We start from the raw sequence: 20,125 nt of genomic DNA, 5'->3' as shown, positions 1-20,125 counted from the left end.
GTGTGAGCGAAAGCCATGCGGGTTTTTTTCGTTCCGAATTAAGTTTTAACGGCGCTGTCCAATTCCGGAAAACGCCTGCAAAATTAGTTCAGGTGCTTCTTCATGAAGACGCTCAACGGATCGTCGCGATAATCTCCGTAGCGCTCGCACCGTTCATATCCGGCGCGCCCATAAAACCCCAGCGCGTCCGGCTGGGAGGGGCCCGTTTCCAGCATCAGCGTATCCAAACCAGCCTCCCGCGTGGACGCTTCCAGCAGCGCCAGCACCTTTCCTGCTACGCCGATTCCGCGCTGCGCCGGCGCCACGTACATCCGTTTTAACTCCGCATACTCGTCATACAGCACCACCGCGCCGCACCCGATCGCCGCACCGTCGACATCGCGGGCCACCGCAAAGCGCACGTTCGGCTGCTTCAATGAAGTCAGATCCAGGGCATAGCGGCTCTCGGCGGGATAAAGCGAGTCCTGATAGGCATCCAGGTCCGCGATCAGCTGGATCACTTCCGGCTGATCGGGCGTTTCGATGGCGATATTCATAGGCGGTCCTCAAGCGAATAATGGGAATTCAATTGTGCACTAGAATATCCGCATGCGTATCCTCATCATCGAAGACAATCCCGACATCGTCGCCAACCTCTACGGGTTTCTGGAACCCAAGGGCTACATCCTCGACTCGGCAGCCAACGGCTACGCCGGCCTGGCCCTGGCGGCCCAGAATTCCTACGACGTCGTGGTGCTCGACGTCATGCTGCCCGGACTGACGGGCCTGGACATCTGCCAGAAACTCCGCGGCGAACTCAACAGCGCCATTCCCGTGCTGATGCTGACCGCGCGCGACACCCTGCAGGACAAGGTCGCCGGCTTCGACAGCGGCGCCGACGATTACCTGGTCAAGCCATTTTCCCTGGTGGAACTCGACATCCGCCTCAAGGCCTTGCTGCGCCGTGCCAACGGCGCCGTCAGCGGCGCCACCATCCTGCGCGTCGGCGAGCTGAGCTTCAACACCGGCACCTACGAAGCCGCACGCGCCGGCGTACCGCTGGCCCTGACCAAAACCGGCTACACCATCCTCAAATGCCTGATGCGCGATTCGCCCAAGGTCGTGCCGCGCCACGTCATCGAGCACGCCATCTGGGGCGACGACCGGCCCGACAGCGACGCCTTGCGCACCCACATCCACGCCTTGCGCCAGGCCCTCGACAAACCCTTTCCCGCCGCCATGCTGCGTACCGTCCCCGGCCTCGGCTTCAAACTGGTGAACCCCGATGACACCGCGTGACTCCCTGCGCCACCGCATCGCGGTTGCCTACCTGCTGTTCGCGCTCGGGTCCTCGCTTTTCCTCGCGATAATCGCCATCGTGGCCGTCGAAGGAATTGAGGTCCACCTGGTCGACAACCGCCTGACGGAGGCCGCTGCCTGGGCGGCGCCACGCCATGCCGGCGGCTTGCCGGTCGCCATGCCCGCCGGCCTGAGCTTCTACCATGGCGCATCGATTCCGGTGCCACTGCGCAATCTCCCCGACGGCGTCGGCGAAGTACACGTCGACGGTATCGGCCTGCACGTGCTCGCTGGCAAAGATGCGAGCGGTAACTACGTCGTGGTCGATCACGAAAGCGACTACGAAAAGGTCGAACTGGTCGTCTATTCGATGTTCGGCGTCGGCTTCATCGGCATCATGCTGTTCTCGCTGTTTCTGGGTGGCTTCATCGGACGCCGCTTCGTCACCCCGATCACGACCCTGGCCAATGCCGTGCGCGAAAATTCCTCCGAATTGCCCCTGCTGGAACGCCACGACGAACTCGGCATCCTGGCGCGCGCCTTCGCCGCCCATACCAGCGAACTGCGCCTTTATCTTGAGCGCGAGCGCCTGTTCACGGGCGACGTGAGCCACGAACTGCGCACGCCGCTGACGGTGATCACCGGCGCCGCTGAAATCATCATGGCCCAGGCTGACGCCAACCCCGCCACCGCCGCCGCGGCCGAGCGCATCCTGCGCGCCGCCAACGAAGCGGCCGCCTGCGTCAATGTCCTGCTGACCCTGGCGCGCTCGCGCGACCGCATCGCCCATCCCGTCACCAGCATCGACCAGATCGCCCGCGCCGAAACCGAGCGCTCCCAGCCGCTGGTCGCGGGCCGGCCGGTGGCGCTGCGTTTCCTCGGCGGCCCGGCTTTCGCCATCGCCGCCCCGCCCGAACTGCTGGTGGCCGCCGTCGGTAACCTGATCCGCAACGCCTGCCAGTACACCACGCACGGCGAGGTGTCGGTCCGGCTCGGTGACGGCACGGTGCGGGTGGAAGACACCGGCCCCGGCTTGCCGCTCGCCGTGCGCGCCACCTTCGGCCAGGGGCAGGGCGCCGCGCCCGGCGCGGGATCGGCCGGTGCCGGCCTCGGCCTGGCCCTGGTGCGGCGCATCTGCGAGTATCTCGGCGCCACGCTTGCCTTCAGCGAACGCGAGGGCGGCGGCAGCGTCTTCGAGATCCGCTTCAATATGGCCTTAACGAAATCTTAACGCCCGGTTGACGCGGGCTTGATGTTCTCAACTGTATCTTCGGTCGCGTGTGCCGCCTTGCCGGGCGGCGCCTTCACCCTGGAGCATTTGTTGAAATTGAACACCGCACCGCGCATCCACGCTTCCTTGCTCATCCTGGGCGCCTCGATCTTCCTGCTCACTGCCTGTAACGGCAACTTCTGGCGCACCTTTTTCAGCGCCACCGGCGGTGTCAGCCTGTCGCACCTGCCGCTGCACCTGGCCAGCTTTCTCTTGCTGGTCTTCTTGTTCAATGCCTGCCTGAACCTCATCAGTTTCCGCTTCATCGTCAAACCGGTGCTGGTCGTCCTGTTCATGGCGACCTCGGCCACGTACTACTTCATGAACGAGTACGGCACCGCCATCGACAAGTCGATGATCCAGAACCTGCTCGAAACCGATGTCCACGAAGCGCTCGAACTGCTGAACTGGAAACTGCTGCTGACCATCACGGTGCTCGGAATTATCCCGTCGCTGCTGGTTTGCCGCGCCGACGTCCGCTTTTGCGCAGGCAAGCGCGGCCTGATGCTGCAGGCCGCCAATATCGGCGGCTCGCTGCTGATGGCGTCCGTGTTGCTGTTCCTGTTCTTCAAAAGCCTGGCGCCCGCCCTGCGCGAGCACCGCGAACTGCGCTATCTGCTGGCGCCCACCAATTACATCCAGGCCATCAATGGCTACATCAAGCAGCAGCGCGCCCAGGCGCTGGTGATGGCCCCGCTGGGCATGGACGCGACCAAACGCGTGGTGGGCAGCGGCAACCGCCAGCGCTCGGTGACCCTGATTGTCGTCGGCGAGACGGCGCGCGCCGCCAATTTTTCGCTCAACGGCTACGCCCGCGCCACCAATCCGAAACTGTCGGCACAGCCCGGCCTGCTCAATTTCACCGATGTGCAATCGTGCGGCACGGCCACGGCCGTCTCGGTGCCCTGCGTCTTTTCGGCCCTGGGACGCGAAAACTATTCCGACGACAAGGCCCACGCCCAGCAGGGCTTGCTCGATGTGCTCTCCCACGCCGGCTTCAGTGTCCTGTGGCGCGACAATAATTCCGGCTGCAAGGGCGCCTGCGACCGGGTTGACTACGAAGACTTGTCGAAACCTGAAACCGGCACACAAGCAAGCAAGCGCTGGTGCGTCGACGACGAATGCTTCGACGAACGCCTGCTCGATGGCTTGCCCGAGCTGATCCGCAAGGGGCGCCAGGACATGGTCATCGTGCTGCACCAGAAGGGCAGCCACGGCCCGGCCTACTGGAAACGCGCCCCGGCCGCCTTCCAGCGCTTCGGCCCGGTGTGCCAGACCAACCAGCTCGAATCGTGCTCGCGCGAATCGATCGTGGCCGCCTACGATAATTCGATCCTGTACACCGACCACTTCCTCAACCAGGCCATCGAATTGCTCAAGGCCAGCGCCGAAGAGGAACGGATCAACACGGCCATGCTCTACTTTTCCGACCACGGCGAATCGCTCGGCGAACACAATATGTACCTGCACGGCGCTCCGTACGTGATTTCCCCGGCCGAGCAGCGCGCAGTGCCGTTCATGCTGTGGCTGTCGGACGGTTTCCGCTCGCGCTTTCACATCGACCAGCGCTGCCTGGCGGCCCGCACCGGCCAGGCGTTCTCGCACGACAACGTGTTCCACTCGGTACTGGGCATGCACAGCATCGGCACCGCAGTCTACAATCCCGGCCTCGATATTTTCGGCCCGTGCACGCATGAGACATAATCGGCTGGGCTCGGCGCTTGCCCTGGCCGGGCGCCGCCATGCTCGGCCTGGGCTTCGCCCTCGGCTGGGTGCAGCAATTGCGCGGCGCTCACTTCCTCACCCACACCCTGTGGTCGATGTGGTGGACTTGCCTGATCGTCAGCATATTGTATGTGCTGCTGATCGACCGCCGGAGTGCGAATATTCAACTTTCTTGAATCCAGCGGGCGCCATTCTCCGTATAAGGCTGTGTGCCGCGCATGTTGCGCGTCCGTACCTACTGGGAGAACCCGATGAAACGCATTTCCGTTGGCATGATTGCCGTCCTGTTGTCGACCAGCTCTTTCGCCGCCGACCCGGCACCGATCGCCGTCCCGGCTGGCAACACGCTCGCCCTGACCGTGCTCGGCGCGGGCGACCTGGCCTACGAGTGCAAGGTCAAGGCCGGCACCCCCGGCGCCCACGAATGGGTCTTCGCCGGCCCCACCGCGGTCCTGTACGACAAGACCAGCAAGGCCGCGATCGGCAAATACTACGCCGGCCCGACCTGGGAAGCGAACGATGGCAGCAAGGTCGGCGGCAAGCAGCTCGGCGTGAGTCCGTCGGGCAATGCCGCGTCGATTCCATTGCAACTCGTGCAAGCCGCGCCAGCCACCGGCAGCGGCGCCATGACGGGCGTCACCTACATCCAGCGCATGAATACCAAGGGCGGCATTGCCCCGGCCGATGCTTGCGGCGCCGACAATCTGGGTGCGAAGAAAATGGTCAAGTACGAAGCGGACTACCTGTTCTACAAGACGTCCTGAGCGGCCAACCACGCGCGCAGGTCCGCCAGCGGGCGGGCCGCATCAAGCTCGTTGAAAATTTCGTGATACAAGTCGTCGTACACATGCAGCTGCGCCAGGCCGGGCGGCAAGTGCGCGGCGAACCGGCGCACCCCGGCCGGGTCGACCAGATGGTCGTCGCCGGCGGCCAGCAGCAGTGCCGGCACGGCCAGCTTGCCGGCGTTCGCCTGGCAATACGCGACTGAGCGCAGCATCGAGCGCATCAGGCGCGCACTGATTTTTCCGTGCACCAGCGGATCGGCTTCGTAAGCGGCCACGACCTTGGGATCGTGCGACAGCCAGCGCGGCGGCAGTCCGTTCGGCACCGCCAGCGACGGCGCGACCGCGTGCAGCACATCGAGCAACAGCATTTGCAGGCGCGACAGGCGCAGCCCCAGCGCAGGCGAGGACAGGATCAGCCCGCGCAGGGGCGACACGCCTGATAAGGCAAAGCGCGCCGCGAACAGTCCGCCCATGCTGTGGCCGAATAAAAAGGGAGGCAGGCGAAAGCGCGCGGCGAAATCGTCGATGACGATCTCGGCATCTTGCAGCAGCGGATCGCCGTTGATGACGTCGCCGCGTTTTCCTTGCGAGCGGCCATGGCCGCGGTGGTCGTAGCAGCGCACCGACAGGCCGCATTCGTTGAAGAAGGCGGCCAGGTGGCGATAGCGTCCGCTATGTTCGCCCAGGCCATGCATGATCACCACGCTGGCGCGCAGCGGCGACGCCGGCAGCAGATAATCGCTCACGAACAGCGTTGTGCCGTCGGCAGCAACGAGCTGGTGGCTGTGCTGCGCCACCAGCGCCGGCATTACACGCCCCAGACGACGTCGTGACCGCCGGCCTTGGCGGCGCGCAGCATTTCCACCAGGGGGTAGGCGCGCGTCGAGAAACTGACCGCCTGAATTTGTTCGTGGTCGGTATCGTCGCCATCTTCGTTGTGATGCGCGTGGACATCGCGCTCGACATCTTCCGACACCGAATGCTGGCGGCTCTCTTCGATTTCCTTTTCGAGAACCTGCAAGGCATGCGGCGCTTCCGCTGCCGTGATCACACCCCGGTCGACGTCTTTGTGGAGAAGGTCGAGGATGCGTTTTGCGTGTTCCTTGTACATCAGAACTTCTGATGCTGCTTTGGAGGTAAAGGTAATTAACATAGGAACTTTCTAATTATGCGTACGTAGTGAAACGATAACACGAACCGGCGCTATCGGTCGTGCCGCCTGGCCTCGCGTGCGCCATGTCAAACGGGTTTCTTGCGCAAAAAACGCGCCGTTGCCGCGAACGCGATCAGCAGCAGCACGTTCAGGGCGGCCCCGACCACGACCGGCGCTTGCCAGCCGGCCACGGTCAGGCCGTACGCCAGGATATAGCTCAGCGTGGCCCAGCCGGCCCCGGTCAGGATCTCGGCGATGGTGCACACCAGGTTGCCCTTGCTGCGGACCTTGAAGTCGCCGCGCAGCGCCGGCCGGCTGCACCATGCCACCACCATCGCACTGTTGAGCGCGCACAGGGTGCAGGTCAGCAGGATGGCCGCGGCCGCCGCCGGCTGGCGCAAGGCCAGCCAGCACAGCGGCAGCAAGGCCACGGCGATCGGCGGGATCACCACCGCGGCCAGCTTGGCGCGCCGGATGGTGCCCTGGCTGCAGGGCGCGCCGCGCAGCATGTCGGGCGCGTCTTCCGCCGAGATCACGATCCAGCTCAGCGAGGCGCTCAGCGCGCCGCACAGGAACGCCAGCGCCGCCGCCACCGCCGGCAGCGCCGCTGCGCGGCCGAACAGCAGCGGCATGAACAGGGGCAGCAGGTACATCAGCTGCAATCCCACCTGCGCGATCAGCTGCGGGTCGCGCCAGATCAGGCGCCACTCCTTGACGAGGATGGTACGCGTCAGCCCGCGCCCGAAGCGAAAGCGCAGCCCGCCCGGCGGCGCCTTGGCCACGCGCACCGCGCCGGCCGCCTGCTGCACCCCATGCACGAAAAAGCCGTGCGTCAGGCGCGCCGTCAGCCAGAACACGGCGCCGCCCACGCCTATCATCAGCAGCGCCGGCAGCGGCATGCCCAGCGCGGCCTTGGCCGGCAGCCAGGCGATGCTGTCCGCGCCCAGCGCCGCGCCATGGTCGAACAGCGGCAGCAGGCGCTTGACGAAGCGCTGCAAGGCCGGCCCGAGCGCGCTGTTGTACGCCTGCGCCAGCAAGAATATCGCGGCGCCCGACACCGCGCCGAGCAGCTGCGCCGTCACGCGCGTGCGGCGCACGCCCAGCGAGCGCACCAGCGCCAGCGTGAGCAGCATCGATACCGACGACGACACCAGCGCCATGCCCACGATGGCCGGATAGATGCCCAGCCAGCGCAACTGCCCCAGCGCCACGCCGGCATGCGCGAACGGCGTGAGGAAAAACAGGTACAGGGTGCAGCTGGTGGCGCTGATCGCCGCCAGGCGCACGGTGAACACGCTGCGCGACGGGATCGGCGACGACAGCAGCAGGTCCAGGTCGCGCCGCTCGAACAGCGCCGTGACGCTGGTGTTCAGGCCAGTCGACAGCATCATCGTAAACAGCCCGGCCATCGCCGCGCTGACCATCAGCAGCAGTTTGTGGGTCGGCGCGCCCGTGGGCAGCCTGGCTTCCATGAGCACCGTAAAGGCGAAGCCGTGCATCAGCAGCGCCAGAACGAGCCACACCGCGACCGTCTTCTTGTTCACGCCGGTGCGAACCGTATCCTTGCGCGCGCCCAGGATGTCGAACATGAACAGGCGCAGCTCGTGCCGCAGCAGCCACAGGGCGCTGCCGGCGCGCGCCATCAGCCTTTCCCCGTCAGGTGCAGGAACACGTCTTCCAGCGTGCCGCCCTGGGCCTGGCCGCGCAGCTGGTCGAGCGTGCCCTCGGCGATCAGGCGCCCGTGCTGGATGATGCCGATGCGCTGCGCCAGCCGCTCCGCCACTTCGAGGATATGGGTGGTGAGGATCACCGTGCCGCCGCCGTCCACGTGCGCCAGCAGCAGGTCCTTGACCTGGCGCGCGGCGGCCGCATCGAGCCCGGTGAGCGGCTCGTCGAGAATGAGCAGGCGCGGTTCATGAATCAGCGCCCCGGCCAGCGCCAGCTTTTGCTTCATCCCGCGCGAAAAGCCATCGGTCAGTTCATGCGCGTGCGGCGTCAGCTCGAGCCAGTCGAGCATGCGGCGCGCGCGCGGCTCGGCTTCATCGGCTTCGATGCCCCACAGGCCGGCCACAAATTCCAGGTACTCGGTCGGTTTCAGTTTGGCGTACAGCAGCGGGTCGTCCGGCAGGTACGCCATGGCGCGCTTGGCGCCGGCCGGATCGCGCGCCAGGTCGACGCCGAGCACCTCGATGCGGCCGGCGTCGGGCGCCAGCAGCCCGGCCACCATGCGCAAGGTGGTGGTCTTGCCGGCGCCATTCGGCCCGAGCAGGGCATACAGCTCGCCGCGCCGCACCGTCAGGTCCAGATTGTCGACCGCGGGACGGCCGAAATGCTTGACCAGACCAGTGAGCCGGAGTGCGTCGCCGTTATCGGTGCTCATGTACTTGGGGTCCCGGGTTGTGCGCGGTTGAGGAGGAAGAAGGCCAGCGCGCCGGCCTGCAGCAGCACCGCGACGGCGAGCGTGGCGCGGAACGCATCGGCGGCGAGCACGCCGTGCGCCTTGAACAGGTCGACCGCCACCCCGAAGCCCCACTGCGTGGCAAAGGCGCCGATGAATAGCTGCAGGTTGTAGGCCGAGTTGGCGCGCCCGGCCAGCGCGGCCGGAAATGCCAGCCCGACGTGCGACTGCACCAGGGTGGTGACCGGCACGCAGGCCGCCAGCAGCAGCCAGAGCAGCCAGGCCATCGGCGCGCTGGTGAACAGCATGGCCGCCTGCGCCAGCACCATGCCGCCGATCCCGATGCCGATGATGCGGTGCGTGTTCCAGCCGCGCGCCACCAGGCGCGGCGCGGCCCAGCCGAGCGCCAGGTAGGACAGCAGCAGTACCAGATTAAACGCGAACAGGATCTGGCCGGTCTGCTGCGCGCTCTTGCCCAGCACCGTCATCATCCACGGTCCGGCCCACAGGGTTTGCAGGGCGAAGAAAATGCCGTGATTGAGCAGGCCCGGCACGCCCATGCGCCAGAAATAGGCGCTGCCGAAAATGCGCCGGTAGCCGCCATCGGGCGCGGCGTCGCCTGTTGCGGCGCCGCCCTTGGCCGCGCCGTCGTCGAACTGGCGTTCGACCTCGCGCAGCAGGAAAAAGATCGCGCCGGCGACGGCCAGCAGCAGCGCCGCGACGACCCAGAAAATGCCGCGCCAGCCCAGCGCCGGCAGCGCCAGGGTCACCGGCACGGTGGCCGTGAGCGCGCCCGAGGTGCCGGCCACCAGCATCCAGCTGGCCAGCTGGCTCTGGCGCTCGAGCGGGAACCACTGGCGGTACGCCTTGAAGGCGGCCATCAGGCAGGCCGACACGCCGATGCCGATCAGGGCGCGCCCGGTCCACAGGCCGGCCAGCGAACTGCTCGACGCAAACACGGCAGCGCCCAGGGCGGCGCACAGCAGCAGGCTGGCCTCGGTGCGGCGGGCGCCGTATTTGTCGAGCCACACGCCGAGCGGCAGCTGCATGGCCCCGAAGCTGACGAAATAGGCCGACGACAGCAGCCCCAGGTCGGCGTTCGACAAGTGCATCTCCGCCACCAGGGCCGGCGCGATGACGGCGTTGACCGCCCGCAGCGCGTACGACAGCAGGTAGCCGAAGGCAAAGCACAGGAACACGCGCGCCGCGCGCGCACCGCTCAGGGGGACTGTCACGCGCTTACTGCAGCTTGAACGACGACATGAACATATCGACCTGTTCCTGCGAGATGTCCTTTTCCTTGCCCATCACGATGACCTGGTAAAAGCGCTTGTCGCGCGCTTCGAAATGGCCCACCAGGCGCATCGGCACGCCTTTCTGCACGCCGCTGGCGTCGATGTCGATGGCGCTGCTGCGCGCCGTGGCGCTGCCGGCGGCGGCCGAGGACTTGCCGCTTTTTTCGCTCTTGATGGTGGCGCCGATATTGCGCACCAGCGCCGTCTTCATGGCCGCCACCGCCGCTTCGGCCTTGTCGGCGTCGGGCGCCACGCCGCTGCCGACGGCGAACATGGTGCCGTCGACCTGGGCCGCCGTCATGGTCATCTTGACCTTCATGCCATCGAGGTCGACCTCGCGCGCATGGGTAGCCGGTTTGTCGGGGAACATCACGCGGAAGGGCGCGTCCTGGCTGCTGTAATCGCGCCAGTTGTATTGGGGACTGCACGCGGCCAGGGACAGGCTCGCGAGCAGGGAGAGCAGGAGGGGTTTGAGGTGGGAGGTTCGCATGCCTGAATGTTAGCAGGAATGCGCACCGCCTTGATCGCTACGGAGCCGTTTTGCTGGTGCGCAGCAGCGCGTACATATTGTCGCTGAACGGCGTGGTGTCGAGCGCGCTCATGCGCACCACGTCCAGGCCGGCGCGCGCGGCGATGGCGCGCAAGGTCTTGGGCGTGAAGTAGTTCACATGGTCGGGCCAGCGAAAGCCGCTCCAGCGCGGGCCGCGGATCATCCGGTTGTAGCAGGCGAAATTGGGCACCTTGACGATGATGGTGCCGTCCGCCTTGAGGCGCTTGCGGCAGTTTTCCAGCACTTCGAGCGGACTGGCTTCGTGTTCGAGATAGGAGGCCATGACGATGACGTCGAAATAGTCTTCGTCGAAGCGCAGCACGCCATCCTGGGCCGAGGCGTGCACGCAGCGCCCGCCGAGGGGCCGCAGCTTGTCGTCCGACAGGGTCGACAGCGCGCGCGAAATTTCCACCCCGTGCGGCGCCACGCGGCTGCGCAGGGCAGGCGGCAGGGAGGTCATCAGCGTTTGCAGCAGTTCGCCCCAGCCGCAGCCGACGTCGAGCACATTGATGCGCGCCGAGGGCGAGGCGGCGATCAGCTGGTTCAGGATGCCCAGCACCTTGTTGCGCTTCAGCACCTTGGCGCGGAAGCGCTTGAGCATGGTGCTGAAGGCGTAGCGGATCGGTTCGGCCTGCTTGCGCGCGGCCGATTCCTTGCTGAAGGTCACTTCGTAGGCGTAGGTTTCGCTCAGCTCTTCGTAGGCGGGCGGATTGGCCAGGAAAATGATGTCCGTTTCAGCGCATTGCTTGAGCACCCAGGGTGCCGGCGCGTAGTCCAGGTCGTGTTCGCGGCCTTGTGCGGCCAGTAAAGGAGAAATGCGCAACGGTGTGGCTTGAACCAAGGTAGGTCCCCCGACAGGGTTTGCTGGCCGCCATCGGATTGCGCGGCGGGTCCGTGGACGGCGCGGCGTTGGCGCTGGTGCCCGATATGCATACTACCATCACGAAATCTTCCGTGCATGCAATTTTGCAAACAGGTTTCGCACGATGCTTCTCGGCATTACTGGGCGGCTGCCCGATCCGCGATCTCGACGATGAATTGCGGGTCGAAGTGGACATTTTCGGTGCCGCCGGCGCGGTTTTTGTAGCCGCAGGGATTCGACACGACCCGGCACTTGCCCACCATGTAGTCGACCGGTTCGTGCATGTGGCCGTGCACCCACAGGTCGGCCTGGCTCACCAGCTCGTCGAGGCGCGATGCGTAGGCGGCCGAGAAGCGCGAGTGCCGGTACTCGTCCGGCACCGACTGCATCGATGGCGCCATGTGGGTGACGACCACGGTGGGGCCGGCGAACGGCTCGGCCAGCCGGGCGCGCAGCCAGGACGTCTGGACCGCGTGGAACTGGGCCGTGTCGGCGGCGCGCAGCTTGCGGTAGTTTTTCTGGGCCAGGCGGATGCGCTTGTAGTCGTTCATTACCGCTTCGGCTTCGCGCATGGCCGCCTGGCGGTCGTCGTCGCCGAACAGGCGGAAATCGGTCCACAGGGTGGCGCCCAAAAAGCGCACATTGCCGATGATTTTTTCGTCGCACGAGAGGAAATGCACATTGCCGGCCTCCATGCAGGCTTCGCGCAGTTCGCCTTGCACGCTGTCGAGATTGTGGCCGTAGCCTTCGTGGTTGCCGTGCACGTACAGCACCGGCAAACCGGCGAAATTGCGCGCGGCCCAGGCTACCGCCCTGGCTCCGGTATCGATATCGCCGGCCATGATGACGACATCGGGACGGCTCAGGGCCGGGTCGATGCGGGGCGCGTCGTCGCGCCAGAGTTCGTGATGCAGATCGGAAAGAATAAGCAGGCGCATGGACGGCACGATCGGGAGACGGGATATGCATACTAGCCTATCGGGCCGCTGGCTGAAACCTGGAACAGCCGCGGAGAGCCAAACACCGCTCCTCGAGGTACACAAACCTGCCGCTACTGGCCCTGAATTGGGGCGCCGGCAGACGCGTATCGATCCCCGCGGGCTGGCTGAAAAACGGGTTTTTTCGGTGCCCGCGCGGCGATCGTCGATAGCCGGGAAAAACCCGCCGCGCTGCAAAGGCGGATGTCGGAGGCAAGCCGAAAACAGCGCCGATAAATATGCCGCGACCCGCCGCAATGTCAGCCGCAAGCGCTGCCGTATTTACTTTTCGTCTAATCCGCCCGAATTAGGAGTTACTTAAAACGGTACTCGATGAATAAACAGGGTTTGCGCAGCGAAGTTAATTGCAACTTGGAAAACACCACCAACGTCGGGCAAAACCCGCGCAAATGTCGCCTACCTCGGGCTTTTTCTGATCGCAAAGGGGTGTTCTGATTGCCGGTTAATCCATGGCGGGTGGAAAATGACACAGGGTTGCGGCATCATTTGTTGTTTTCTAGATATATGTACAACATGAATAATTGACAGGAAACCGGGCGTGGTGGTTATATATGCAATCGATGATTTGAACACGACAAATCACACGAACGCGTCCGAGAGACGATTGCAAATATAATTAATCCATGACCGTTTTGCATCACGAGAGCAAAACGCGTTCATATACTTACAAAATGAGGAGCTTTGCAATGATGGTGGAGACAAGATTGTCGCGGTCGATTCGGCTGATGTTTATTGGTGGTATTGCCCTGAGCATGCAGATGGCAAATGCGCAGACCGCAGGCGACAGCATTCAGAAAGTGGAAATCACGGGTTCGAGCATCAAGCGCGCCGAAGCGGAAACCATTTCGGTGGTGCAGACGCTCAGCCGCAAGGACATCGAGCAAACCGGTAAAACGTCGATTGCCGAAGTCGTGCGCAGCATTTCCGCCGACAACAACGGCAGTATCAGCGGTTCCTTCACCAACGGCTTTGCCGGCAGCGCATCGGGCGTGTCCCTGCGCGGCCTGAGCGTGAGCTCGACCCTGGTGCTGATCAACGGCCGCCGCACCGCGCCGTACGGCTTTGGCGATGACGGCCAGCGCAGCTTCGTCGACTTGAATTCGATCCCGCTCGACGCGGTCGATCGCATCGACATCCTGAAAGACGGCGCCTCGGCCATTTACGGTTCCGACGCGATCGCCGGCGTGGTCAACGTGATCCTGCGCCAGAACTATGTTGGTAAAACCATTTCCGCCAGCGCCGGCACTTCCGGCGAGCGCGACGGCACCGTGACGAGCATGTCGGGCGCCATCGGCTTCGGCGACCTGGACAAGGATAAATTCAACGTCTTCGCGACCCTCGACGCGAAGCACCAGAAAGAAATCAAGCAGAACAGCCGCGAAAAATGGCTGGGCCAGGCGGATGCACGTCCATGGGGCGGCCGCGACCAGCGCAACGGCCACACCAGCGCCGGCAATGCGGGCGGCAGCAGCTTCCTCGGTACCCTGCGCCCACTGAACGCTGCCGGCGGTCCTGCCGGCGGTGTCAAGAACATGCCAGGCAGCTGCGATCCGATCAACCAGGATCCAACCGGCGGTACGGCGCATGACAACACCGGCGGTGGTTGCCTGTGGGATCCGCTCCAGTTCGCGACCATCCAGCCCGAAACCAAGAACCTGAACCTGTTCGTGCGCGGCACCCTGGCGCTGGGCGAAAACACCCGTGCCTACAGCGAAGTGGGCGTGTTCAAGTCGGAAGCGATTACCCGCACCACCCCGTCGGGCCTGACCGGCGCCGGCTTCGACCTGGTCAATGCACGCGTCAACAACACCAGCACCGGTCCGGACCAGCTGGTCATGCCGGCCAACCACCCCGACAACTTCCTCGGCGTTGCCGCACGTCCACGCTGGGTCGATGCATCGCGTCCACGCGCCTCGGACCTGGAATCGACGGTCACCCGCGTGCTCGCTGGCGTCAAGGGTAACATTGCCGATTGGGATTACGACACCGGCGTGCTGTACGCGGAAAGCAAGACCGACAAGACGCAAAACGGCTACTACCGTACCAGCGCGCTGCGCCAGGCGCTGAACAACGGTACCTTCCGCATCGGCAAAGGCGTCATCAACACCCCGGAAGTGCTGGCGCTGGTATCGCCAACCCTGAACAACTCGGGCGTGACGAAAAGCACCTCGTTCGACTTCAAGGCATCGCGCGAGCTGATGGAACTGCCGGGCGGCAAGATGGGCATCGCCGTCGGTGCTGAGTACCGCAAGGAAAAGACCGACAGCCAGTCGACCCCGTACACGGACATCAACGATATCGCTGGTCTCGGCTATTCGGCATCGAAGGGTTCGCGCGACGTGACCGCGCTGTACACCGAGCTGGCCGTGCCGGTCCTGAAATCGGTGGAACTGCAGTTTGCGCTGCGTACCGATGATTACTCCGATTACGGCCGTTCGACGACGCCGAAAGTGGGCTTCAAGTTCACCCCGACCTCGAACTTCGCCCTGCGCGGTACGTATGCGGAAGGCTTCCGTGCGCCAAGCGCCGCCGAAAACGGCGACAGCGCAGTGGCAGCGTTCACCAACATTGCGAACGATCCGATCCGTTGCCCGGTTACCAAGCTGGCCCTGGACTGCTCGACCCAATCGGTTGGCGCTATCACCATCGGCAACAAGAACATCAAACCGGAAGAGTCGAAGAGCTACAGCCTGGGCATGGTGCTCGAGCCGGTCAAGAACGTGAACCTGTCGCTCGATCTGTGGCAGATCGTGCGTACCGGCGAAATCAACGGTTCCGATCCTGGCGCTGTCGTCGACAACCCGGCCGGCTACCCTGATGCGCAAATCGTGCGCGGCGAAGCCACCACCAACTTCCCGAACCTGCCGGGCCAGATCCTGATGGTCAAGGCACCGTACCTGAACGCCGGTAAGACCAAAACCAACGGTGTCGACCTCGACCTGCGCGGCCGCATCAACATGGGTTCGAGCGGCAAGCTCAATTCCGGCATGACGGTCACCTACATGAAAGAGTTCACCCGTACCAATGCCGACGGCACGGTACTGGAGTTCGCTGGCACCCACGGCGACATCAACCTGTCCGGTAACGGCGGCACGCCGAAGACCAAGGTCCGCTTCACCCTGGGTTGGGAAAATGGTCCGTTCCAGCTGACCGGCAACGTCAACTACGTCAGCAGCATCAGCAACACCAACCAGGTTGGCGGCGAATGCCTGGACGTGGATGAAAACGACGTCGCCCTGCTGAACTGCCGCATCGCTTCGTTCACCACCATGGACACCTTCGGCAAATGGGCATTCTCGAAGAACTTCGAACTGACCGCGTCGATCAGCAACCTGTTCAACAAAAAAGCACCGCTGGACGTGCAGACTTACGGCCGCATCAACTACAACCCGTCGCTGCACCAGACGGGCGCGGTTGGCCGTTACTTCACGTTGGCAGGACGCTACACGTTCTAATAGTCAGTTAGTCGTACCGCAGCCGGATCGGCTGCCGTCCACTCTTCGGGGTCGGACGGCGGTTGCTCCGGCTGTTTTTTTTTCGCCCGCGAGTTCGCGCAATGAGCGCGATGCCGGATGGGCTGAACAGCAAGCTGAAAATCGTCTCGTTCGCGTGGCCAGTCAGGGCTTACCCGTACGTTACAATCCCTCAAAGTGAATCGGCAATCATCAGTATTTTCGCGGAGACATATGAATCAACCGGAAACGGTGGACAGCTTGTCCGCTTTGGCTAACACGGATCTACAAGGCGAATTTATCGCTACCCTGCATCCATCCAGCGCGACATTCGTCAATCCGTTCGTCCGCCAGGTTGGCCCAGCCGACATCATCGACAGAAATACGGTCTGTGGGACCGGTGAGGCGCAACATGGCGCATGAGCGCATCGCGTTTCCCATGCCGGCCTCGTGCGAGGTCGTGTTCGACGTCTTTCACTACCATCAGTGGCGTGCGCGCTGGGACAGCCTGGTGTCGCACACCGAGGTCGACGGCGGCGCGCCTTGTCCCTATGTCGGCGCGGTCAGCGAGAATGTCGGCGGCGGCCTGCTGCGCGCGCTGTCGATGCGCACCGAGTTCGTCAGTTACCAGCGCCCGCGCCTGGCGGCGGCGCGCATGCTCGGCACGTCGTTTCCTTTTTCCAAGTGGGCGGCCTCGATGAAACATGAGAGCGCTGCCGGCGGCGGCTCGGTCCTGATCTACACCTACAACATCGAAGCCGGTCCGCGCATGCTGCGCTGGCTGATCGAACCGGTGGTTCACCATGTATTCCGGCGCCAGACAGTCAAGCGCTTCGAGCGCATGCGTGCCTTCCTGGCCACTAACGCCAGCGAGGTGGAAGCGTGGCAGCGCGCCTGTCACGGCGCGGGCTCGACCGGTGCGCAGTAAGGCCTTTGTCCAGAGCGCTCGCTCAGGGTTCGCGCAAGCCGCGCCGTAACTGGATCGCTTCTGAAATGTGTTCGGCAAGAATGACTGGCGCATCGGCCAGGTCGGCGATGGTGCGCGCCACTTTCAGCACGCGGTGATACACGCGCGCCGACCAGTTCAGGTGCAGCATGGCCTTGCGCAGCAGCAGCTCGCCGGATTGGTCGAGGCGGCAATGGCGCTCCACTTCCCCCGTGATCAGCGCCTGGTTCGGCTTGCCCTGGCGCGCCAGCTGGCGCTGGTGGGCGAGCGCCACGCGCGCGGCGATGCTGCTGCTCGCTTCGCCATCGGCATCGGCCAGCAGGGTGTCCGGCTGCAGCGCCGCTACTTCGATCTGGATATCGATGCGGTCGAGCAGCGGCCCGGAAATCCGGCCCTGATAGCGCAGTACCGCGTCGCTGGTGCAATCGCATTTTCCGGACGGGTGGCCGAGAAAGCCGCAAGGGCAGGGGTTCATCGCGGCGATGAGCTGAAAGCGCGCCGGAAAATCGGACTGGCGCGCCGCGCGCGAAATCGTCACCCGGCCCGATTCCATCGGCTGGCGGAGCACTTCCAGCACGCGCCGGTCGAACTCGGGCAGCTCATCCAGAAACAGCACACCGCAATGCGCGAGCGAAATTTCGCCGGGGCGCGGCACCGCGCCGCCGCCCACCAGGGCCACGCCGGACGTGGTGTGATGCGGGCTGCGGAAGGGCCGCACCTTCCAGTTTTCCGCCGAAAAGCCCCCGGTGAGCGACTGCACCGCCGCCGATTCCAGCGCTTCCTGATCCGTCATCGGCGGCAGCAGGCCGGGAAAGCGCGACGCCAGCATGGTCTTGCCGGCGCCGGGCGGCCCGACCATCAGCACGCTGTGGGCGCCGGCCGCCGCCACTTCGAGCGCGCGCTTGCTCGAGCGCTGGCCTTTGACGTCGCAAAAATCCGGATAGTCGGGCAGGCGCGTGACCGCGCGCGGCTGATGGCGGCCGAGGCGGCAGGCGTCATCGCTGGCGCTCAAGTGGGCGCATACCTGCAGCAGGGTAGCGGCCGGGTAAATGACGGCGTCGGCCACCAGCGCCGCTTCGTCGGCATTGGCTTGCGGCAGGATGAAAGCGCGATGCGCGCCGGCTTCGCGCTGCATGGCGAAGGTGATCGCCAGTGCCCCACGGATCGGCCGCAGTTCGCCCGACAGCGACAGTTCACCGGCAAATTCATAGCGCCCCAGTTCCCGCGACGGAATCTGGCCCGAGGCGGCCAGGATGCCGATCGCGATCGGCAGGTCGAAGCGGCCCGATTCCTTGGGCAGGTCGGCCGGGGCCAGGTTGACGGTGATGCGGCGCGCCGGGATCTGGAACCCGGCATTTTGCAGCGCGGCCTGCACGCGGTCCTTCGATTCGCGCACTTCGGCGTCGGGCAGGCCGACGATGGTGAATTTGGGCAAGCCGTTCGCCAGATGCACTTCGACGCTGACGGCGCGCGCTTGCATGCCGGACAAGGCGCGGCTGCGTAACACGGCAAGGCTCATGGAATTCCTGATGAATGCGTGGAATTGCCGATGGTGCAGCCTGCCGTGCATGTTGCAGTTGATGCTAGCCAAAGGTGCGTGAGGCCGTGCTGGTTTGCGCCGCGCAGCCCGCCTGTCAATCAGCGCATGGCGTCAGCAAAGAGCGCTTGCCGGATGGTTTGTACCGCCCCCATTGCAGGTATTGGGAGATCCATCCTTAACAGCCAGCATTGAATCGGTCGCTTTGCGTGTCAGATGCGGCGCTTGTCAGATTGAACAGGCGCCGCGCCCGTTCACCGGCTTAGCTGAATGGTCCGTTCATTGGACTAGTAGCGCAGGATTGCCGCCACATTGCTGGCACCGGGCATGGACGCCTGGGGGATCACCAGCGTCTCCCCATCATGCAGCAATACCAGCTCGGTCACGTCGTTGAGCACGTCTCCCACCCTGGGGTCGTCAAAGTCATCGCTTTTGCATACCTGCATTGAGGCCACATCGATCCTTCCCGGGATCCTGGCCTCGGCGCTCACAAGGAGGGTGTCGACCCGGCCTTCAAGCGCGGCCGTGACTGTGTCATCGAGGGCTTGAGCGCCCAAGCCCTTGGCCTGCGCCACGTGGAAGGCGTCCACTGCCAAGGCGATTTCCTTCGCATATGCAGGCGCGATCGCTTGCCATGCTTTTTCGCGCAGCTGCTCGGCGGACAGTGCGCCCGGGTCGATGCTGACGCCGTCGGGGAGCAAATGGGGGTTCTTGCTGAGGCTGCGAAACTCGCCCTGGTATTGGGCCAGGCATACCAGCACCAGCGGCACGCCGGCTGGCTTGGAACAGTGCTCGGTAATGGCGTCGTCGACCACCCGGAAGAAGCGCAGCGTGTCGACCTCGACCTCATCTTTCTTGCTGCCATGCCCATGGCGCATGTCGCCGCCGCCGGCCGGCCCCATGCCGTAGGAGGACACCTTTTGATACGGTTCGGTCAGTTCCGAACCGAGCGCCGCTTCGACCGTGCGTGGTACGGGGGCGGGCAGGTCGACCTCCTCAAGCGTATCGCGGTTGCCTTCGTACAGCCTCACGTCTACGCGTGTCAGGCACAGTACCTGGAATCGGTCGGCCGTGTGCAACTGGCGCAGCAAAGGCTTGATATGCCAGGTGTCGGCCACGACAGTAAAGTCTTCCACGGGCCGCAGCAGGTGCAGGACGTGCGACTTTCCGGCTGCGCTCAGCACAACCAGCCCGTTTTGCGTGTGCTGCCAGAACTGCTTATCGTGCTCGAGCTTGCGAAACGGCGCCAGAAGTTCAGCACGTTGCTGCTCCGGAGCGTCGTTCAGCGATTTTTCCAGTTGCTCGACGAGGTGGCGGAAACGAAGCGGGTCGCCCGCATTGTCAGGGTGGTGGCGGTGGGTTTGCAGGTAAAGGGAGAGGCACGGCCCATCCTGCTGCTTCATCAGATCAAACAGCAGCTCGCGCGTAAGCATTTGCATGTCGTTCTCCTCATGTTTCTGGTTCTTCCGGGGGGCTATGGCGGATCGACGCATGGCGTTTCTCGGCGCCGCCGCTCTTGCCCAAGGTTGTCTTGATGGCACGGTGCAACTGACCAGCAGCTGCGGTGATGGCCTGTTCAATGGTCGGGGCGCGGCTTTCCACTGCCACCGGCTGCGAACCTTTGATCCGAGCCTCAAGCAGGCAGCGCTTGTCGTCCTCGCCTCCCCTGGGGCCGTTAACGTCGTTTAAATGCACCTCCACGCGCGTAATGGCGCTTGCCACGTGCTTAAGCTCTTGCTCCAGATCGGCCTGCACCCGCGCCAACAATGCTGGAGAGGCGACGATACGGTTATCGCTGTTGAGTTGGATTTGCATGATATTCCCCCCTGTCGTGGTGAGCGAAGATCGAGTCTATCAAAGAGCGCTTTTCGGCGAT

General features: G+C 64.3%; 20 protein-coding genes. 8 read left to right on the top strand and 12 right to left on the bottom strand.

The genetic code is table 11. From position 1 onward, the window contains the following. Positions 1-83: 83 nt before the first annotated feature. Positions 84-536: a GNAT family N-acetyltransferase gene (locus RBA41_RS11300; RefSeq protein ID WP_306623813.1), complete on the bottom strand. Its 453-nt coding sequence runs from the start codon at positions 534-536 to the stop codon at positions 84-86. 52 nt (positions 537-588) lie between these two features. On the opposite strand from RBA41_RS11300, the gene RBA41_RS11295 reads away from it, so the two are divergent. The 5 genes from RBA41_RS11295 to RBA41_RS11275 all read left to right on the top strand — a co-directional run bounded on the left by RBA41_RS11295 (position 589) and on the right by RBA41_RS11275 (position 5,037). Next, positions 589-1,278: a response regulator transcription factor gene (locus RBA41_RS11295; RefSeq protein ID WP_306623811.1), complete on the top strand. Its 690-nt coding sequence runs from the start codon at positions 589-591 to the stop codon at positions 1,276-1,278. Further along, complete coding sequence (locus tag RBA41_RS11290) at positions 1,265-2,509, top strand: sensor histidine kinase (protein WP_306623809.1); 1,245 nt, start codon at positions 1,265-1,267, stop codon at positions 2,507-2,509. Before RBA41_RS11295 ends, RBA41_RS11290 begins: the two co-directional genes overlap by 14 nt. 90 nt (positions 2,510-2,599) lie before the next feature. Beyond that, a complete protein-coding gene (locus RBA41_RS11285) occupies positions 2,600-4,252 on the top strand; it encodes a phosphoethanolamine transferase (RefSeq protein WP_306623807.1) in 1,653 nt (550 codons plus the stop codon). A 38-nt stretch (positions 4,253-4,290) separates the two neighbouring features. Continuing rightward, positions 4,291-4,449 (top strand): hypothetical protein, encoded by a 159-nt coding sequence (locus RBA41_RS11280; protein ID WP_374709539.1) that lies wholly within the window; start codon positions 4,291-4,293, stop codon positions 4,447-4,449. 75 nt (positions 4,450-4,524) lie between these two features. Beyond that, on the top strand, positions 4,525-5,037 hold the full coding sequence (locus tag RBA41_RS11275) for a DUF3455 domain-containing protein (RefSeq protein ID WP_306623805.1): 513 nt from the start codon (positions 4,525-4,527) through the stop codon (positions 5,035-5,037). On the opposite strand, the gene RBA41_RS11270 is transcribed toward RBA41_RS11275, so the two are convergent. The 8 genes from RBA41_RS11270 to RBA41_RS11235 all read right to left on the bottom strand — a co-directional run bounded on the left by RBA41_RS11270 (position 5,022) and on the right by RBA41_RS11235 (position 12,254). Next, complete coding sequence (locus tag RBA41_RS11270; protein ID WP_306623803.1) at positions 5,022-5,867, bottom strand: alpha/beta hydrolase; 846 nt, start codon at positions 5,865-5,867, stop codon at positions 5,022-5,024. The genes RBA41_RS11275 and RBA41_RS11270 overlap by 16 nt on opposite strands. Continuing rightward, positions 5,867-6,211 (bottom strand): DUF1840 domain-containing protein, encoded by a 345-nt coding sequence (locus RBA41_RS11265; protein ID WP_306623800.1) that lies wholly within the window; start codon positions 6,209-6,211, stop codon positions 5,867-5,869. Before RBA41_RS11265 ends, RBA41_RS11270 begins: the two co-directional genes overlap by 1 nt. An 86-nt stretch (positions 6,212-6,297) precedes the next feature. Beyond that, positions 6,298-7,854 carry an ABC transporter permease gene (locus tag RBA41_RS11260; RefSeq protein WP_306623797.1) on the bottom strand — a complete coding sequence of 519 codons (1,557 nt, stop codon included), beginning with the start codon at positions 7,852-7,854 and terminating at the stop codon, positions 6,298-6,300. Then, complete coding sequence (locus RBA41_RS11255) at positions 7,854-8,591, bottom strand: ABC transporter ATP-binding protein (protein WP_306623795.1); 738 nt, start codon at positions 8,589-8,591, stop codon at positions 7,854-7,856. The genes RBA41_RS11260 and RBA41_RS11255 overlap by 1 nt, the downstream gene beginning before the upstream one ends. Next, positions 8,588-9,844: an MFS transporter gene (locus RBA41_RS11250; protein WP_306623793.1), complete on the bottom strand. Its 1,257-nt coding sequence runs from the start codon at positions 9,842-9,844 to the stop codon at positions 8,588-8,590. Before RBA41_RS11250 ends, RBA41_RS11255 begins: the two co-directional genes overlap by 4 nt. A 4-nt stretch (positions 9,845-9,848) precedes the next feature. Beyond that, positions 9,849-10,394, bottom strand: coding sequence for a hypothetical protein (locus RBA41_RS11245; RefSeq protein WP_306623791.1), 546 nt, complete (start codon positions 10,392-10,394; stop codon positions 9,849-9,851). Positions 10,395-10,431: 37 nt separating this feature from the next. Continuing rightward, on the bottom strand, positions 10,432-11,295 hold the full coding sequence (locus RBA41_RS11240) for a class I SAM-dependent methyltransferase (RefSeq protein WP_306623789.1): 864 nt from the start codon (positions 11,293-11,295) through the stop codon (positions 10,432-10,434). A gap of 158 nt (positions 11,296-11,453) precedes the next feature. Further along, positions 11,454-12,254 carry a metallophosphoesterase gene (locus RBA41_RS11235; RefSeq protein WP_306623787.1) on the bottom strand — a complete coding sequence of 267 codons (801 nt, stop codon included), beginning with the start codon at positions 12,252-12,254 and terminating at the stop codon, positions 11,454-11,456. An 818-nt stretch (positions 12,255-13,072) separates the two neighbouring features. On the opposite strand from RBA41_RS11235, the gene RBA41_RS11230 reads away from it, so the two are divergent. The 3 genes from RBA41_RS11230 to RBA41_RS11220 all read left to right on the top strand — a co-directional run bounded on the left by RBA41_RS11230 (position 13,073) and on the right by RBA41_RS11220 (position 16,694). Continuing rightward, positions 13,073-15,769, top strand: a complete 2,697-nt coding sequence (locus RBA41_RS11230; RefSeq protein WP_306623785.1) for a TonB-dependent receptor — start codon at positions 13,073-13,075, stop codon at positions 15,767-15,769. A gap of 231 nt (positions 15,770-16,000) precedes the next feature. Further along, positions 16,001-16,189, top strand: a complete 189-nt coding sequence (locus tag RBA41_RS11225) for a hypothetical protein (protein ID WP_306623783.1) — start codon at positions 16,001-16,003, stop codon at positions 16,187-16,189. Further along, entirely contained in the window at positions 16,179-16,694 is a 516-nt protein-coding gene (locus tag RBA41_RS11220) for an SRPBCC family protein (protein WP_306623781.1), read from the top strand. The genes RBA41_RS11225 and RBA41_RS11220 overlap by 11 nt, the downstream gene beginning before the upstream one ends. Positions 16,695-16,716: 22 nt before the next feature. Here RBA41_RS11220 and RBA41_RS11215 read toward each other — a convergent pair whose 3' ends face one another. The 3 genes from RBA41_RS11215 to RBA41_RS11205 all read right to left on the bottom strand — a co-directional run bounded on the left by RBA41_RS11215 (position 16,717) and on the right by RBA41_RS11205 (position 20,064). Beyond that, positions 16,717-18,231, bottom strand: a complete 1,515-nt coding sequence (locus tag RBA41_RS11215) for a YifB family Mg chelatase-like AAA ATPase (RefSeq protein ID WP_306623778.1) — start codon at positions 18,229-18,231, stop codon at positions 16,717-16,719. Between the two features lie 305 nt (positions 18,232-18,536). Next, positions 18,537-19,688 (bottom strand): baeRF3 domain-containing protein, encoded by a 1,152-nt coding sequence (locus RBA41_RS11210; protein WP_306623777.1) that lies wholly within the window; start codon positions 19,686-19,688, stop codon positions 18,537-18,539. A 10-nt stretch (positions 19,689-19,698) separates the two neighbouring features. Further along, positions 19,699-20,064, bottom strand: coding sequence for an HPF/RaiA family ribosome-associated protein (locus tag RBA41_RS11205; protein ID WP_306623774.1), 366 nt, complete (start codon positions 20,062-20,064; stop codon positions 19,699-19,701). Positions 20,065-20,125 lie beyond the last annotated feature (61 nt).

The sequence above is a fragment of the Massilia scottii genome, from assembly GCF_030846495.1.
In the GTDB taxonomy this organism is placed as follows: Bacteria; Pseudomonadota; Gammaproteobacteria; order Burkholderiales; family Burkholderiaceae_D; genus Telluria_A; species Telluria_A violaceinigra.
This window is presented reverse-complemented; position numbering and strand designations above follow the sequence as displayed.

Coding starts and splice junctions, on each gene's coding strand:
- RBA41_RS11255 (WP_306623795.1), bottom strand. CDS start 8,591: ATGAGCACCGATAACGGCGACGCACTCCGGCTCACTGGTCTGGTCAAG.
- RBA41_RS11220 (WP_306623781.1), top strand. CDS start 16,179: ATGGCGCATGAGCGCATCGCGTTTCCCATGCCGGCCTCGTGCGAGGTC.
- RBA41_RS11230 (WP_306623785.1), top strand. CDS start 13,073: ATGGCAAATGCGCAGACCGCAGGCGACAGCATTCAGAAAGTGGAAATC.
- RBA41_RS11215 (WP_306623778.1), bottom strand. CDS start 18,231: ATGAGCCTTGCCGTGTTACGCAGCCGCGCCTTGTCCGGCATGCAAGCG.
- RBA41_RS11270 (WP_306623803.1), bottom strand. CDS start 5,867: ATGCCGGCGCTGGTGGCGCAGCACAGCCACCAGCTCGTTGCTGCCGAC.
- RBA41_RS11225 (WP_306623783.1), top strand. CDS start 16,001: ATGAATCAACCGGAAACGGTGGACAGCTTGTCCGCTTTGGCTAACACG.
- RBA41_RS11205 (WP_306623774.1), bottom strand. CDS start 20,064: ATGCAAATCCAACTCAACAGCGATAACCGTATCGTCGCCTCTCCAGCA.
- RBA41_RS11260 (WP_306623797.1), bottom strand. CDS start 7,854: ATGGCGCGCGCCGGCAGCGCCCTGTGGCTGCTGCGGCACGAGCTGCGC.
- RBA41_RS11280 (WP_374709539.1), top strand. CDS start 4,291: ATGCTCGGCCTGGGCTTCGCCCTCGGCTGGGTGCAGCAATTGCGCGGC.
- RBA41_RS11210 (WP_306623777.1), bottom strand. CDS start 19,688: ATGCAAATGCTTACGCGCGAGCTGCTGTTTGATCTGATGAAGCAGCAG.
- RBA41_RS11275 (WP_306623805.1), top strand. CDS start 4,525: ATGAAACGCATTTCCGTTGGCATGATTGCCGTCCTGTTGTCGACCAGC.
- RBA41_RS11265 (WP_306623800.1), bottom strand. CDS start 6,211: ATGTTAATTACCTTTACCTCCAAAGCAGCATCAGAAGTTCTGATGTAC.
- RBA41_RS11245 (WP_306623791.1), bottom strand. CDS start 10,394: ATGCGAACCTCCCACCTCAAACCCCTCCTGCTCTCCCTGCTCGCGAGC.
- RBA41_RS11235 (WP_306623787.1), bottom strand. CDS start 12,254: ATGCGCCTGCTTATTCTTTCCGATCTGCATCACGAACTCTGGCGCGAC.
- RBA41_RS11295 (WP_306623811.1), top strand. CDS start 589: ATGCGTATCCTCATCATCGAAGACAATCCCGACATCGTCGCCAACCTC.
- RBA41_RS11290 (WP_306623809.1), top strand. CDS start 1,265: ATGACACCGCGTGACTCCCTGCGCCACCGCATCGCGGTTGCCTACCTG.
- RBA41_RS11300 (WP_306623813.1), bottom strand. CDS start 536: ATGAATATCGCCATCGAAACGCCCGATCAGCCGGAAGTGATCCAGCTG.